This window comes from Glaciimonas sp. OK215 (assembly GCF_057787885.1).
This window is the reverse complement of the sequence record NZ_CM173544.1, coordinates 4,515,501-4,531,246: the sequence shown is the minus strand read 5'-3', so window position 1 is coordinate 4,531,246 and position 15,746 is coordinate 4,515,501. Positions and strand designations below refer to the sequence as shown.

The following is a 15,746-nucleotide window of genomic DNA, read 5'->3' as shown; positions in this document are numbered from 1 at the left end:
TCAGCGCGGCGCTATGGAACAGTGAAAAAAAGTTAAAGCTGTTTGATCAGTACCAGCGATTTGCGTTGCCAGTTATACATATGCTGGCGGTTCTTCGGCAGGTCGTCGACCGTGGCGTGGACAAAGCCACGGCGCAAAAACCAGTGCGAAGTACGGGTAGTCAGCACGAATAATCTGGTGAAGCCGGCAGCGCGGGCCCGGCTTTCCATATGTTTCAGGATTTTCTCGCCATCGCCTTGCGCCTGTACTTCAGGGTTCACCGTCAGGCAAGCCATCTCGGCCATTTTCTCATCGGGGAAGGGATACAGCGCGGCACAACCGAACAGCACGCCATCATGGTCGATGACCGAGAAGTTATGGATTTCGCGCTCAATCAGTTCGCGCCCGCGCTTGACCAGCGTGCCGTCGGCTTCCAGCGGCTCGATCAGTTTCAGGATGCCGCCGACGTCTTCAATCGTCGCTTCGCGCAGGCTTTCCAGATTCTCGTAAGTAATCATGGTGCCGATGCCATCATGCGTAAACAGTTCAAGCAAGGCCGAACCGTCCGTCGAAAACGGCACAATGTGGGCCCGTGGTACGCCAGCATTGCAGGACTTGATCGCGTGCTGCAGATAGAAGGCCGAGTCGGACGGCAAACAACCGCTATCCAGCACCGCCTGTGCCTGATGCGACGACAGTTCGCGGATTTCGGTGTCGCCGGCATCCTTCATGATCGGCGTTTCGCTGATGAAGATCAGTTTCTCCGCACGCAGCGAGATCGCCGCCGCGACCGCGACATCTTCCATGGTCAGATTGAAGGCTTCGCCGGTCGGCGAAAAGCCTAGCGGGGAAAGCAATACCAGACTGCCGGCATTCAGGATAGGGTGGATGGTTTCGTAGGCAATCTTCCGTACCACGCCAGTCAATTGCAGGTCGGCGCCGTCAATCACGCCGAGCGGGCGGGCGGTGACGAAGTTGCCGGAAATGATGCGAATCGCAGCGTGTGCCATCGGCGTGTTCGGCAAGCCCTGACTGAACGCGGCTTCGATATCCAGCCGCAATTCGCCGGCAGCTTCCTTGGCGCATTCCAGCGCGGCGGTGTCGGTGATGCGCAAGCCGTTGTGAAAACGCGCTTCGACATTGCGTAATGCCAGCTGTTCTTCCACCTGCGGCCGCGAACCATGCACGATCACCACTTTGATGCCTAACGCATGTAACAGCGACAAATCCTGCGCCAGCACCGGCAAGGCGCCCGCCATGACTAATTCGCCGGGAAAGGCGATGACAAAGGTCTTGCCGCGAAAGGCATGAATATACGGCGCGACAGAGCGCAGCCATTGGACGAATTCGGAGGTATTTTCCATGCTGTGCATTATATACATGACCTGACGACAGGACACTACCGGACGGACGCAGGATGTGCCCTAATTGGTTGGGTATTCGCGCCGGATGGTGTGTTTTTAGTAATTTCAGGGGAATAGATAGCGCGCACGCCGTAAAAATGTTGCGATGGGGGAGTGACTTTTTTGAAGGAAGGAGTATAAATTCTTGCACACTTTGCATGTGAGTGAGCAGGCAGGATGCAAGAGTAACAGTGAGGATGGAAATGAATGCAGTCGATTATCAAGTCTTGCGTAGCGCTGTCGGCTGGTTGCGGCAGGGCAAGCGGGTGGCGCTGGTGACCGTGGTGCGTAACTGGGGTTCGGCACCGCGACCGCTCGGTGCATTGTTCGCGATTAGCGCCGATGGCGACTTTACCGGATCGGTATCGGGCGGTTGCGTCGAGGACGACTTGATGCAGCGTTTTGCCGCATCATTTCCAGACCGGATCGAAGTCGTGCGCTACGGTATCAGCGCCGAGCAGGTGCGCCGCTTCGGGCTGCCGTGTGGCGGCACGCTGGAACTGGTGGTGGAGCCGCTCACCGATGCGGCGGCGCTGGAACCGTTGCTGGAGGCGGTCGCTGCGCGGCGTCTGGTGCAACGGCGTTTGAGCCTGCTTAGCGGCGTTGCATTGATACAACCGGCAGCCGCCGACTTCACGCTGCGTTTCAGCGAGGATGAACTGGTGCAGGTGTTTGGCCCGCGCTGGCGCTTGCTGATTATCGGCGCCGGTCAGGTCTCGGAATATCTGGCGCAGATGGCCCCGGCGCTGGATTTTTCGGTGTACCTGAACGATCCGCGCGAAGAGCAGCGGCGCAACTGGCAGGCCGGTACGGTCGAGTGGCTGGACGGCATGCCGGACGATGCGGTGCGGGCATTTGCGCCGGACCGGCGGACCGTGATCGTGGCGCTGAGTCATGATCCCAAGGTCGACGATATGGCATTAATGGAGGCGCTGAAGACCGATGCGTTTTATGTCGGCGCGATTGGGTCGATCGCGAGTACCGAGGCGCGTAAGGCGCGCTTGCTGATGCTGGATTTGACGCCGGACCAAATCGGTCGTTTGCATGCGCCGATCGGGTTGCCGATTTTCAGCCGGTCGCCGGCGGAGATTGCTGTGTCGGTGCTGGCGGAACTGGTTGCGTTGCGCAATCGTGGCGTGGTGGCGACTGCTTCCGGTTGTGCGGTTGGTGCGGACGTGCGGGTTGTTGCCCGGCAGTAAGTATTCATGACCGGTTGGGGAAACCCTCGGTATTCATTCATCCGTAACGGCATGACGCTGCCCCGCTCTGTATAATTCCCTCCCCATGTCAGTACCAGAATCCAACCAACCACCGCGGCCCGCAGATTCAAGCCAGCCGCAGCGCCCTGAAGCCACCGTGCGTCAGAACAATCCACCGCGCCCGGCGCAGTCGCGTGCGCCGAATCCGCCGCGCGATCTGCCTCGGTCTGCCGAGCCTGCAGGCCAGCGTCGATCCGAGCCGCGCCTGCCGCGCGAGTCCAGGCCGCGCCCTGCGCCTGAACGTAACCCGCTCCCGCCCATCGTATTTCCGGAGGAGTTGCCGGTTTCCGGCAAGCGCACCGAAATTGCCGCCGCGCTGCAAGCCAATCAGGTCATCATCGTCTGCGGTGAAACCGGCTCCGGCAAAACGACGCAGTTACCGAAAATCTGTCTTGAGTTAGGCCGTGGCCAGCACGGCTTGATCGGCCATACCCAGCCGCGCCGGATTGCCGCTTCCTCCACCGCCAAGCGGATTGCGCAAGAACTGGGTTCGCCGCTGGGTGAGCACGTCGGTTTTAAAGTGCGCTTTAACGACACGCTGACCAAGGGCGCCTGGGTCAAACTGATGACCGACGGTATTTTGCTGGCCGAAACCCAGACCGATCCGCTGCTGCGGCAATACGACACCATCATCATCGATGAGGCGCATGAGCGCAGCCTGAACATCGATTTCCTGCTCGGCTACCTGAAGCAATTACTGCCCAAGCGCCCCGACCTGAAAGTGATCATTACCTCGGCGACGATCGATGCCGATCGCTTCGCCCGTCATTTCGGTCACGGCGACAAACTGGCGCCGGTAATAGAAGTGTCGGGGCGCTTATATGAGGTCGAGCTGCGCTACCGGCCAGTGGATAACGCGGATCGGAGCGGTGTTAATCCGGCCGCAAGCAACCCAATGGCGAAGTCGGGTGCGGCACCGAATGCGGCGCAGAGAGATCGTGAGCAACGCGATTTGATGGACGCGGTAGTCGATGCCGTGGACGAACTGGCGCGGGTCGGGTCCGGCGACGTGCTGGTATTTTTGCCGGGCGAGCGCGAGATTCGCGATGCCGCCGAAGCATTGCGCAAGCATCATCCGCCGCATGTGGAGATTTTGCCGTTGTTTGCGCGCTTGTCGGCGCAGGAACAAGAGCGGGTATTCAAGACCTCGAACGCGCGCCGTATCGTCCTGGCAACCAACGTTGCGGAAACCTCGCTGACCGTGCCCGGGATTCGTTACGTTGTTGATGCCGGCCTGGCGCGCGTCAAGCGCTACAGCTATCGCAACAAGGTTGAGCAATTACAGATAGAACCGATTGCGCAATCGGCCGCGAATCAGCGCGCCGGCCGCTGCGGCCGGGTTGCTGCGGGTGTCTGTATCCGCCTGTACGAAGAGCGGGATTATTTGCAGCGGCCCAAGTTTACCGAACCGGAAATTCTGCGTTCGTCGCTCGCATCGGTGATCTTGCGGATGAAATCGCTGCATCTGACCGATGTTGAAACTTTCCCGTTTATCGAGCCGCCACCGGGCCGCGCGGTTGCCGATGGCTATCAATTGCTGCAGGAATTGGGTGCGGTCGATGAGAATAACCAGTTGACCAATACCGGTCGTCAACTGGCAAAATTACCGCTCGATCCGCGTGTCGGCAGAATGATACTGGCCTCACTCGACAACGTTTGCCTGACGGAAATGCTGATCATTGCATCGGCAGTGTCCGTGCAGGATCCACGCGACCGGCCGATGGACGCGCAAGCCGCCGCAGATCAGGCGCACAAGAAATTCGCCGATGAAAAATCGGAGTTTCAAAGCTACCTGAAAATCTGGAAATGGTTTGAAGACGCGATTGAGCACAAGAAAACCAATCGCCAGCTGCAAGACAATTGTCGCGCCAATTTCCTGTCGCAACTGCGCTTGCGCGAATGGCGCGACGTCCATTCGCAGCTGCTGACCATCGTTCGTGAACAGGGCTGGCGTCTGAACGAAGCAGCGGCCACCTACGACAACCTGCACACCGCGTTGCTGACCGGTCTGCTGGGCAACGTCGGCTTCAAGGCTGACGACGAGCCGCACTATCTGGGCGCACGCGGCATCAAGTTCCACATCTGGCCCGGTTCATCGCTGTCGAAGAAAGCCGGGAAGTGGGTGATGGCCGCCGAACTGGTCGACACCACACGTTTGTATGCGCGCTGCATCGCCCAGATCCAGCCGGAATGGCTGGAGAAAGTCGGCGCGCATTTATTGAAGAAGTCTTACGGCGAGCCGCGCTGGGAAAAGCGCATGGCGCAGGTTTCCGCCTCCGAGCGCGCCACGCTGTACGGCCTGGTGGTGTACAGCCAGCGCCGCATCAATTTCGGCCTGATCAATCCAAAGGAAGCGCGCGAAATATTTATTCGCGATGCGCTGGTCGGCGGCGAATACGATACGCGTGCGCCATTCTTTGCACACAACCAAAAGCTGATCCGCGAGATCGAAAATCTGGAACACAAGTCACGGCGGCTGGATGTGCTGGTCGATGAGGAATTGATCGCGGCGTTTTACGACAAGCTGATTCCGGCGGATATCTGCAACGGCATTACTTTTGAAAAGTGGCACAAGGACACGGTCACCAAAAATCCGAAATTGCTGTTTCTGAATCGCGACGATTTGATGCGCCACGAAGCCGCCGGCGTGACCACCGAATTATTTCCGAAGGTGATGCGGGTTGCCGGTATCGAGATGGGATTGTCGTATCACTTCGAGCCGGGTACGCCGCGCGATGGCGTCACGCTGACGGTGCCGTTGTACGCACTCAACCAGGTCTACGCCGATCGTTGCGACTGGCTGGTGACAGGCATGCTGAAGGAAAAAGTCCATCAGCTGCTGAAATCGTTGCCGCAAAAATTGCGCCGCAACTGCGTGCCGTTGCCCGACTACGCTGCCGGATTTTGTGAACGGATACAGGCGCGCCATGCGTTTGGCCACGGCAATCTGCTGGAAGCGCTGATCGCGGATATACGGTCCGAAACCACGGTTGCCGTGCGCATGTCCGACTTCAAGCTGGAAACCTTGCCAGCCCATCACTCGATGAATTTCAAGGTATGCGACGAGCATGGCCGACAACTCGACATGGGACGCAATCTGGCCGCATTGCAAGCCGAACTGGGCGGGCAGGCGCGCGAGAGTTTTCAGAAGCTGGCGGAAAAAACAGCGGTTGTTGCCAATGAAATAGCCGCAGCTCAGGTAGCCAGGCCCGGCCAATCTGCGTCGCTTGCATCAGGCAAGCCGGCCACGGCGACTGCAGGTCCGCAGTCCGGCAACAGCGCGGCTGCATATGGGAATCTGACCAGCTGGACTTTTGGCGAGTTGCCGGAGTTGCTGGAAATTCAGCAGGGCAAGCAAACCCTGATCGGCTTCCCGGCGCTGGTCGACAAGCTCAGCCATTGCGATCTGGAAGTCTTCGACGATCCGAATGAAGCTGCGCGGATCCACCGGCTGGGATTGCGCCGTCTGTTTGCGCTGCAGCTGAAGGAGCAGCTGAAATTTCTGGAGAAAAACATTCCCGGTTTGCAGCAAATGGGCATGCAGTTCATGGCGCTCGGATCGCAGGAAGAATTGCGCGATCAGATCATTTCCGCGGGCCTGGAGCGCGCCTGTCTGCAAGCGCCGCTACCGAAAAATGCCGAGGAATTCAATCAGCGCAAGGATGAGGGCAAGTCGCGTCTGGGTTTGCTGTGCAACGAGATTGCCCGACTGACAGCGCTGATACTGGCCGAATATTACGGCTTGCCGAAGAAATTGCAGGGCGCAAAGTCACATGCAGCAGCGGTGGCGGATATTCAGACGCAAATGCAGGGTTTGATCGGCAAGCGCTTTATCGCCGAGAACGAGTATGCGAACCTGACGCATTTTCCGCGCTATCTGAAGGCCATCAACGTGCGCCTGGAAAAGCTGCGTGCCGATCCGAGCCGCGACGCCCGTTCGCTGGCGGAGTGGGCGCAAGTGGCAACACCGTGGCAACGCGCCCAAAAAGACCGGCACGGCGGCAAGGGCGGCGATCCGAAGATGCAGGAATTCCGCTGGCTGCTGGAAGAGCTGCGGGTGTCCTTGTTTGCACAGGAACTGAAAACGCCAATGCCGGTATCGGTCAAGCGCCTGCAAAAAGTATGGGAGACGATGCAACGCTGAGGCGATCAGGGCAAAACGCCGTCTTATTGCGGTTTGGCGTATTTTGCGACGCCTGTTACATCGAACAACACGCAACGCTGGGTTCCGACTACCCAGGCATCATGCCCAGGCGGCATATAAAACAGGTCGCCCGGCCCGTATTCCGTCTCAGACCCATCATCCATCTTCACGACCATCCGACCTTCAAGGATGATGCCGGTATGCGCGGCCTGGCAAGAATCCGTTCCTGCTATCGGTTTCACATGTAGACTCCAGCGCCAACCAGGTTCGAACTCGCCACGGCCCATTGTTTGGTTGCCGAGTGTAAACACAGCTACCTTACCTTTGCCCTCTTTGAACGGGCGAACTTCGTCCGGCATATCCAAAGATTTTTTCTCTAACGTCGCGCTCATCGCTTGATCCTCCAAAAAATGGTGGGTGGATATGGTGGCGACGAGTCAGGAGTGTTGAGCAGTGCAAAATGATTGAACCAGACGCGCCGTTACCGACTAATCGGCTTTGAAGCCAGAACTCGGAATGACTAATTCAATATAGATCGGTCCATGGCGAGTGCAAGTCAGATAATTTTGTCCGCGAAGTCCCTGGGCGATTCGCGTAAAATTGCGAAAACCCGTTTTATTTCAGTATTTCAATTATTCAAGCGGTAGCGGGATCGGTTATACAAATGTGCGGGCTGACATAGCTCGCCATTTTCATATGCGGATGCACTGCCCCTCACAGAGAAGAGAACACTATGGCTATCAAATCCGATAAATGGATCCGCCGCATGGCGCAGGAAACCGGCATGATCGAGCCATTCGAACCCGGTCAGGTGCGCGAAGAGAATGGTCACAAGATTGTGTCTTACGGCACCTCGTCGTACGGCTACGATATTCGCTGCGCCAATGAATTCAAGATTTTTACCAATATCAATTCGACCATTGTCGACCCGAAGAATTTTGACGAAAAGTCATTTGTCGATTTCAAGGGCGACGTCTGCATCATTCCACCGAACTCGTTTGCGCTGGCGCGCACCATGGAATATTTCCGTATTCCACGCAGCGTGCTGACCATCTGCCTCGGCAAATCGACTTATGCACGTTGCGGCATCATCGTCAACGTGACGCCCTTCGAGCCGGAGTGGGAGGGCTATGTGACATTGGAGTTTTCCAACACAACACCGTTGCCGGCGAAGATTTATGCCGGTGAAGGTTGCGCTCAGGTACTGTTCTTCGAGAGCGACGAGGTCTGCGAAACATCTTACAAGGACCGCGGCGGCAAGTATCAGGGGCAGCAAGGGGTGACGTTGCCTAAGGCTTAAGACGCAGAGAGAGCAGGGCGTTCAACGCAGATCGTTGGGCTGGTCAAAAACCCCCGTCGTCATCCAGGTGCCGACGGGGGGGGGTGTTATGTTGCTGGTCAGAACGAGTGCCCGTAGCAAAATCTAAACACTGATCAACGCCTACTGCCGCACACAATCGACAAAATAATCGCGCTTGCCATTCACTTCCCGTTTCACCAAACCATGCACATCGGTTTCAAAGCCGGGGAATTTCTCATTGAAATCGCGGGCGAATTTCAGGTAATCAACGATGGTCTTGTTGAAGCGTTCGCCTGGAATCAGCAGCGGAATACCCGGTGGATAGGGGGTCAGCAGGATCGACGTGACGCGGCCTTCGAGCTGGTCGATGGGCACGCGGTCGATTTCGCGATGGGCCATCTTGGCGAACGCATCCGATGGCTTCATCGCCGGTTGCATGTTCGACAGATACATTTCCGTGGTCAGGCGCGCGATGTCATGGGATTTGTAGGTCTCATGAATCTGCTGGCACAAATCGCGCAGGCCGAGGCGTTCGTAGCGGGAGTTTTTACCGTTATTGCCACGCGCGAATTCCGGCAGGATGCGCCAGATAGGCTGGTTCTTGTCGTAATCGTCCTTGAATTGCTGCAGCGCCGTCAGCAGCGTGTTCCAGCGGCCTTTGGTGATGCCGATGGTGAACATGATGAAGAATGAGTACAGGCCGCATTTTTCAACGATCACGCCGTGTTCCGCCAGGTACTTGGTGACGATCGAGGCCGGGATGCCGCTGTCGCCGAACTTGCCGTCCAGCGACAAGCCGGGCGTAACGATGGTGGCCTTGATCGGGTCCAGCATGTTGAAGCCGGGGGCAAGGTTGCCGAAACCATGCCAGTCGTCTTCTGCCTTGATGACCCAGTCCTCACGCGAGCCGATGCCGTCTTCGGAAAAGGAGTTCGGCCCCCACACCTGGAACCACCAGTCCTTGCCCCATTCCTGGTCGATCTTTTTCATGGCGCGCCGGAAATCCAGCGCTTCGAGGATGCTTTCCTCGACTAGCGCAGTACCGCCCGGCGCTTCCATCATCGCCGCGGCGACATCGCATGAGGCGATGATCGAATATTGCGGCGAGGTTGAGGTGTGCATCAGATAGGCTTCGTTGAACGCGTCCTGATCGAGTTGCACCGTTTCCGATTCGCGCACCAGCACTTGCGATGCCTGCGACAGCCCGGCCAGCAGTTTGTGGGTCGACTGGGTTGAGAAAATCATCGACTTCTTGGCGCGCGGACGATCCTTGCCGATGGCGTGCATGTCTTTGTAGAAGTCATGGAAAGTCGCATGTGGCAGCCACGCCTCGTCGAAATGCAAGGTGTCGATTTCGCCGTCGAGCATGTTTTTCAATGTCTCGACGTTGTACAGCACGCCGTCGTAAGTCGATTGGGTGATGGTCAGAATCCGCGGTTTTTTGTTGACGGCTTCACGCGCAAACGGATTCGCTTCGATTTTTTTCCGGATACTTTCCAGCGTGAATTCTTCCAGCGGAATCGGACCGATGATGCCGAGGTGGTTGCGGGTAGGCATCAGGAACACCGGAATCGCGCCGGTCATGATGATCGAGTGCAATATCGATTTGTGGCAATTCCGGTCGACCACGACGATATCTCCCGGCGCCACCGTCGAGTGCCAGACCATCTTGTTCGAGGTCGAGGTGCCGTTGGTGACGAAGTAGCAGTGATCGGCATTGTAAATGCGTGCAGCGTTGCGTTCCGACTCGGCGATCGGGCCGGTGTGATCGAGCAACTGGCCGAGTTCTTCGACGGCGTTGCAGACGTCGGCGCGCAGCATGTTTTCACCAAAGAATTGATGGAACATCTGGCCGATAGGCGACTTCAGAAAAGCGACGCCGCCGGAGTGGCCTGGACAGTGCCACGAATACGAACCATCCTGCGCGTAGTGCACCAGCGCGCGGAAGAATGGCGGCGACAGGCCATCCAGATAGGACTTTGCCTCGCGGATGATGTGGCGCGCGACGAATTCCGGCGTGTCTTCGAACATGTGAATGAAGCCATGCAGTTCGCGCAGGATGTCGTTCGGAATATGGCGTGAGGTGCGCGTTTCGCCGTACAGATAAATCGGGATGTCGGCGTTCTTGTAGCGGATTTCTTCGACAAAGGCGCGCAGCGATTTCAGCGCATTGTCGGTCTCCTCAAACGAGCCGGCGCCGAATTCTTCATCGTCAATCGACAAAATAAAAGCGGACGCGCGCGATTGCTGCTGCGCGAACTGGGACAGGTCGCCGTAACTGGTAACCCCCAGCACTTCCATGCCTTCCTTTTCCATCGCATCGGCGAGCGCGCGGATGCCGAGGCCGGAGGTGTTTTCTGAGCGAAAGTCTTCGTCAATGATGACGATAGGGAAGCGGAATTTCATCGAGGTCTCCAAGAGACGGTAGTTGATAACAGGAGCAGCCAACAGCAAGTTTCTCCAATTTGGAGCGCTTGTTTATTAATCAATGACCTTGGGTAAAGGCCAACTTGGCTGCACCAAAAAGTAGAAAGTCGAATTCTCGCAGATATGCGGGAAATTGGGGGGTGAAGATGGCCTGAAACCTGCTTAATACAACAAGTCCGGCTAGCGTCTCTGGTACACCACAAAAGCGTAGTCAAAGTTGTTGGCCGGGGAGTGATGCGACTCGCGTGAGGTTTCCTGCCATTGTTGTGGATCGCGCGCCGGAAAGAAGGCGTCGCAGTCGAAGCTTTTGCCGATTTCGGTAACGATCAGGCGCGTGCACAGCCTTTGTGAGGCAGCGTAGATTTCTGCGCCGCCGATGATGAAGGCTTCATCCTTATCGTCAGCCGTGTGCACCAGCGCCGCGGCGGCTTCGACCGATGGCACCGTTTCGACGCCGTCGTGCTGCCAGTCCGGATTGCGGGTGATGACGATATTGCGACGATTGGGGAGTGGCCGGCCGATCGATTCAAAGGTTTTGCGCCCCATAATGATCGGATGGCCCGTAGTGGTGCGTTTGAAATGCGCCAGATCCTCCGGCAAATGCCAGGGGAGCGCATTGCGAATGCCGATGCCGTTGTTGGCATCGGTGGCGACGATAATAGTCAGGCTGGAAGGCATAAGCGGTGCAGGTTAGGGCCGGTAAGGGCAGCCTTTAAGAATCGACTGTACGTCCAGTCACGGATCTGCGATGCTTACCCGTATGGTTACAGAATTTGCAACATCGTTAATCCGAGGTTACGGTTCCTAAAGGCGCCGATAAATCAGGCGCTGATGAAAACCCGCAATCTTACTATAAATGTTGGAAGGAACTTTGTCGGCTGCGATAGCTCTTAACTGCGTAGGTAAATTTGCTTATTGACAAGTAAGAGGGCATTTTGCCTGCTTTCTGCTTAAGTCAGGGTCTGCGCAGGATAGGGATGTCTGCCATTGCTGTCGTCAAGTCCGCAAATATCAAGGCAATGTCAAACGGGAATCCAATGTCATTAAATTTGTTTCATCGGGTGAGATCGTTCATCCCAGCGCCAACCTGCGTCTCGCTAGCGTCAGCAGTAATAGCGTTGGCATGTCTTCTCCCCGGCTTGAATGCATCCGCGTTTAATTTCAATGATGTCGCCAAGCGGGCGCAAGAACTGGCTGCGAAGTCGTACGTCAAACCGGCCAGCAATGTACCGAAAGAGATTGATGGCCTGGATTTGAAGCAGTACAAGGACATTCGCTTTAAACCGGAAAAATCACCATGGCAGAATGCCAAATTACCATTTGACCTGGCGTTCTTTCATGAAGGGCATTTTTTTGATCAGCCGGTGAAAATCCATGAAATCAACGGTCAGAGCGTGCGCGAGATTCGCTTCGATCCAAATGATTTCAGCTATGGTGCGAATAAAATCGACACCAGCAAATTGCGCGCGCTGGGGTTTGCCGGATTTCGCGTGCATTACCCGATCAATGGCGACAGCAACAGCTATAAAGATGAGGTGTTATCGTTTCTGGGCGCCAGTTACTTCCGCGGGGTTGGCAAAGATCAGCAATATGGCTTGTCGGCGCGAGGACTGGCGGTCGATACGGCGTTGAACTCGGGTGAAGAGTTTCCGCAGTTCGTCGAGTTCTGGATCGAGCGGCCGAAAGCGGGTGAAAAACAAATGACGATTTACGCGCTACTCAATTCGCGTCGGGTTAGCGGGGCTTACAGCTTTGTGCTGAAGCCCGGCGTTGACACTGCGGTTGATGTGAAAGCCCAACTGTATTTGCGCGAAAACGTCGGCAAGCTGGGCATAGCGCCCCTCACCAGCATGTTCTTTTATGGCAAGAATCAGCGCTCTCAAGTGGAGGATTATCGGCCTGAAGTCCATGATTCCGACGGCTTGCTGGTCGCCTCCGGCACGGGTGAATGGATCTGGCGTCCGCTGGTGAATCCCAAACGTCTGCTGGTCACGTCATATACGCTTAGCAATCCGGCAGGCTTTGGCCTGATACAGCGCGAGCGCAATTTCTCTGCCTATCAGGATCTGGATGCGCGTTACGAAAAACGGCCAAGCGCCTGGGTTCAGCCGAAAGGGCGCTGGGGCGCGGGGCGGGTTGAGTTGGTCCAGATTCCGACACCGGACGAAACCAATGACAACATCGTTGCATATTGGGTACCGGACACGCTACCCAAAGTCGGGCAGCCGTTGAATATTGAGTACACACTACTATGGCAGAAAGATGCTGAAAAGAGCCTGCCGTTAGCGTGGGTAACGCAGACTCGGCGCGGCGGCGGTTTCCAGCTCAAGGCTGATGACAGCATCGGTCTGGTGGTGGATTTTGAAGGCCCGGCATTCAAGAAATTACCGGCAAACATGAAACCGGATGCGGTTGTCAGCGTCGACGACAACGGCAAACTGATCAGCAGCAACGCGATCCGGAATGAAGCTACCGGTGGCTGGCGCATCAATATCAAGGTGCACCGTAACGAGGAAAATAAACCAGTCGAGCTGCGCGGTTTCTTGCGTACCGGCAACACAACCATTTCTGAAACGTGGAGTTACATATTACCGCCCAACTAGCGCACCAGCCGGCGTTTGACGACCACTCTCCCGGCAACCGCTATCTCGATCGCCTGCCGCTGTCAGCGCGACAGCGTACCTTGCTGTCCGAACGGATACATGGTGACGGCACGGCGACGACAGTCATCGAAATGCATGACTTGCATCTGGCGTTGGCCGGGATGGATGGCGCCGATGTTGCATCCAATCCGGCATACGCATCGATTGGCTATCGTTTGCAGCTGGCTTACGGCATGCCGGCGGACGTGGACGGCGAAACTGGCCATGACAGCGCCACAGCAAGCTGCATTACGGCCAGCTACACGCCGGAGATCGTCACTGACGCCGGCGGCCGTACTCGGGTGACGATCGCGCCGCCGCTAAAGCGCACGCCAATCGTTGCGCATCCGTGGGGCACGCTGAATCCTCTGGTGCGCTGGATCGAGAATGCGAATCGCAAATTCGATCGCCGCCCCAGCCTGCAATCCAGACGGCGGGCGACTTCGCGGGAGGCCGCGCAACAAACCAGCGTCGCGCAAGCTGTCCCTCCGGAACAGCGCCACGACCCACGCGGCAGTTGGCGGCACAAGGGCAATCTGCGTCGCATCGTGCTGCTGATATTGATGCTGGCGCAGACGGTGCTGGCGACGTATTTCATGAGCACCGTGCTGCCTTATCACGGCGCCAAGCCGATGGAAATACTGGCGCTGGCGCTGTTTGCGATTCTGTTTTGCTGGATCTCGGCTGGATTCTGGACCGCGATGGCCGGCTTCCTGGTCCTGATGCGCGGTACCGATCGCTATGTCATTTCGCGTGAAGACGCCGCACCCGGCCCCATTCCCGCGCATGCCAGAACGGCGATCGTCATGCCGATCTGTAACGAAGATGTGGCGCGGGTCTTCGCCGGCTTGCGTGCGACCTATGAATCGGTGCAGCAGAGCGGAGAACTCGATCGCTTCGATTTCTTTGTGCTGAGCGATAGCGCTGATCCCGACATCTGCACCGCCGAACTGGATGCGTGGGTGAATGTGTGCCGCAAGCTGGGTGCATTCGGTCGTATTTTTTATCGGCACCGGCGCCGCCGGGTCAAGCGCAAGAGCGGCAACATCGACGACTTTTGCCGGCGCTGGGGCGCACGCTACGACTACATGATCGTGCTGGATGCCGACAGCGTGATGAGCGGGACTTGCCTGACCACTCTGGTGCGTCTGATGGAAACCAATCCGCGTGCGGGCATCATCCAGACCGCGCCGCGCGCGGCGGGCCGCGACACCTTGTATGCGCGGATACAGCAGTTTTCAACGCGGGTGTATGGGCCGTTGTTTACCGCCGGTTTGCATTACTGGCAATTGGGCGAGTCGCATTATTGGGGGCACAACGCCATCATTCGCCTCGCGCCTTTTATGCAGTATTGCGCATTGGCGCCGTTGCCCGGCGAAGGTTCGCTGGCCGGTGAAATACTGTCGCATGACTTTGTCGAAGCGGCGCTGATGCGGCGGGCCGGCTGGGCGGTCTGGATTGCTTACGATCTGGCGGGCAGTTTTGAGGAAATGCCGCCGAATCTGCTGGATGAACTCAAGCGCGACCGGCGCTGGTGCCAGGGCAATCTGATGAATTTCCGCTTGTTCCTGGCGCGCGGCATGCATGGCGTTCACCGTGCGGTGTTCGTCACCGGTGTGATGGCATATTTATCGGCCCCGCTGTGGTTCGGATTTTTGGTGTTGTCGACAGCATTGCTGGCGATGCACACCTTGATTGAGCCGGAATATTTTGTTACGCCGGGCCAGCTGTTTCCGGTATGGCCGGAATGGCATCCTGAACAGGCACTGGTGTTATTTAGCGCCACTGCGACCTTGTTGTTCCTGCCCAAGATTCTCAGTGTCGTCCTGATCTGGGCCAAAGGCGCGCGTGAATTCGGCGGTGTCTTGCGGCTGACCCTCAGCATGCTGATCGAACTGCTGTTCTCGATGTTGCTGGCACCGGTACGGATGTTGTTCCACACCCGTTTTGTGGTGGGCGCATTTCTCGGTTGGGCGATCAGCTGGAAGTCGCCGCCGCGTGAAGATGCCGAAACTACCTGGGGCGAAGCATGCCGGCGTCATGGCGGGCATACGGTATTGGGCGTATTGTGGGGCGCCGGCGTGTATTTGCTGGAGCCATCGTTTTTGTGGTGGCTGTTGCCGATCGTCGGTTCTCTGGTTCTGTCGATTCCGCTGTCGGTATTTTCCAGCCGGGTTGCGCTCGGGCGCAGCTTCCGCCACGCGCGCTTATTCATCATTCCGGAAGAGGTGGACTTGCCGCCCGAACTGGCGGCGACTACCGCGTATAACGATGCAGCCAAGCCATTCGCCGGGTTCGCCGACGCGGTGGTGGATCCGGTGATCAACGCACTGGTGTGCGCCTCGGTAAGCGCCCGTCCCGGCATTCCCGCGGCGAGCCTGGCAGCACGTGCCGCATTGGCGCAAACCGCATTGCAAAAGGGCCCCGACGGCTTGTCGCCGCGCCAGAAAAATACCTTGCTGGACGATCCGCTGATGCTGTCGGAATTGCACTTCGATGTGTGGAGTTCGTCAAACGCGCATCGGCAGTGGCAGGAATTGGTTGGGGCCGATCCAGCTGGAATGACTGCCAGTCACTCAATCTGATTTACTG

General features: G+C 57.3%; 9 protein-coding genes. 5 read left to right on the top strand and 4 right to left on the bottom strand.

The window, feature by feature from the left end:
• Positions 1–32: 32 nt before the first annotated feature.
• On the bottom strand, positions 33–1,343 hold the full coding sequence (gene argA / locus AC3CHX_RS20965) for an amino-acid N-acetyltransferase (protein ID WP_488629931.1): 1,311 nt from the start codon (positions 1,341–1,343) through the stop codon (positions 33–35).
• Between the two features lie 242 nt (positions 1,344–1,585).
• Between argA and AC3CHX_RS20960 the strand changes: the two genes are divergently transcribed.
• Positions 1,586–2,581, top strand: coding sequence for an XdhC family protein (locus AC3CHX_RS20960; RefSeq protein ID WP_488629930.1), 996 nt, complete (start codon positions 1,586–1,588; stop codon positions 2,579–2,581).
• A gap of 85 nt (positions 2,582–2,666) precedes the next feature.
• Positions 2,667–6,785: an ATP-dependent RNA helicase HrpA gene (hrpA, locus tag AC3CHX_RS20955; RefSeq protein WP_488629929.1), complete on the top strand. Its 4,119-nt coding sequence runs from the start codon at positions 2,667–2,669 to the stop codon at positions 6,783–6,785.
• Positions 6,786–6,808: 23 nt separating this feature from the next.
• On the opposite strand, the gene AC3CHX_RS20950 is transcribed toward hrpA, so the two are convergent.
• Positions 6,809–7,177, bottom strand: coding sequence for a cupin domain-containing protein (locus AC3CHX_RS20950; protein ID WP_488629928.1), 369 nt, complete (start codon positions 7,175–7,177; stop codon positions 6,809–6,811).
• Positions 7,178–7,518: 341 nt separating this feature from the next.
• On the opposite strand from AC3CHX_RS20950, the gene dcd reads away from it, so the two are divergent.
• Positions 7,519–8,085, top strand: a complete 567-nt coding sequence (gene dcd / locus AC3CHX_RS20945) for a dCTP deaminase (RefSeq protein WP_488629927.1) — start codon at positions 7,519–7,521, stop codon at positions 8,083–8,085.
• A gap of 141 nt (positions 8,086–8,226) precedes the next feature.
• Here dcd and AC3CHX_RS20940 read toward each other — a convergent pair whose 3' ends face one another.
• Together AC3CHX_RS20940 and AC3CHX_RS20935 are read right to left on the bottom strand one after the other, a co-directional pair.
• A complete protein-coding gene (locus AC3CHX_RS20940; protein WP_488629926.1) occupies positions 8,227–10,491 on the bottom strand; it encodes an Orn/Lys/Arg family decarboxylase in 2,265 nt (754 codons plus the stop codon).
• A gap of 201 nt (positions 10,492–10,692) precedes the next feature.
• A complete protein-coding gene (locus AC3CHX_RS20935) occupies positions 10,693–11,190 on the bottom strand; it encodes a dihydrofolate reductase (protein ID WP_488629925.1) in 498 nt (165 codons plus the stop codon).
• Between the two features lie 359 nt (positions 11,191–11,549).
• Between AC3CHX_RS20935 and AC3CHX_RS20930 the strand changes: the two genes are divergently transcribed.
• Positions 11,550–13,115: a glucan biosynthesis protein G gene (locus AC3CHX_RS20930; RefSeq protein ID WP_488629924.1), complete on the top strand. Its 1,566-nt coding sequence runs from the start codon at positions 11,550–11,552 to the stop codon at positions 13,113–13,115.
• Positions 13,116–13,195: 80 nt separating this feature from the next.
• The gene (gene mdoH / locus AC3CHX_RS20925) at positions 13,196–15,739 is read left to right on the top strand and encodes a glucans biosynthesis glucosyltransferase MdoH (protein WP_488644890.1); all 2,544 of its coding nucleotides are present in this window, start codon (positions 13,196–13,198) and stop codon (positions 15,737–15,739) included.
• The last annotated feature ends 7 nt before the right edge of the window (positions 15,740–15,746 follow it).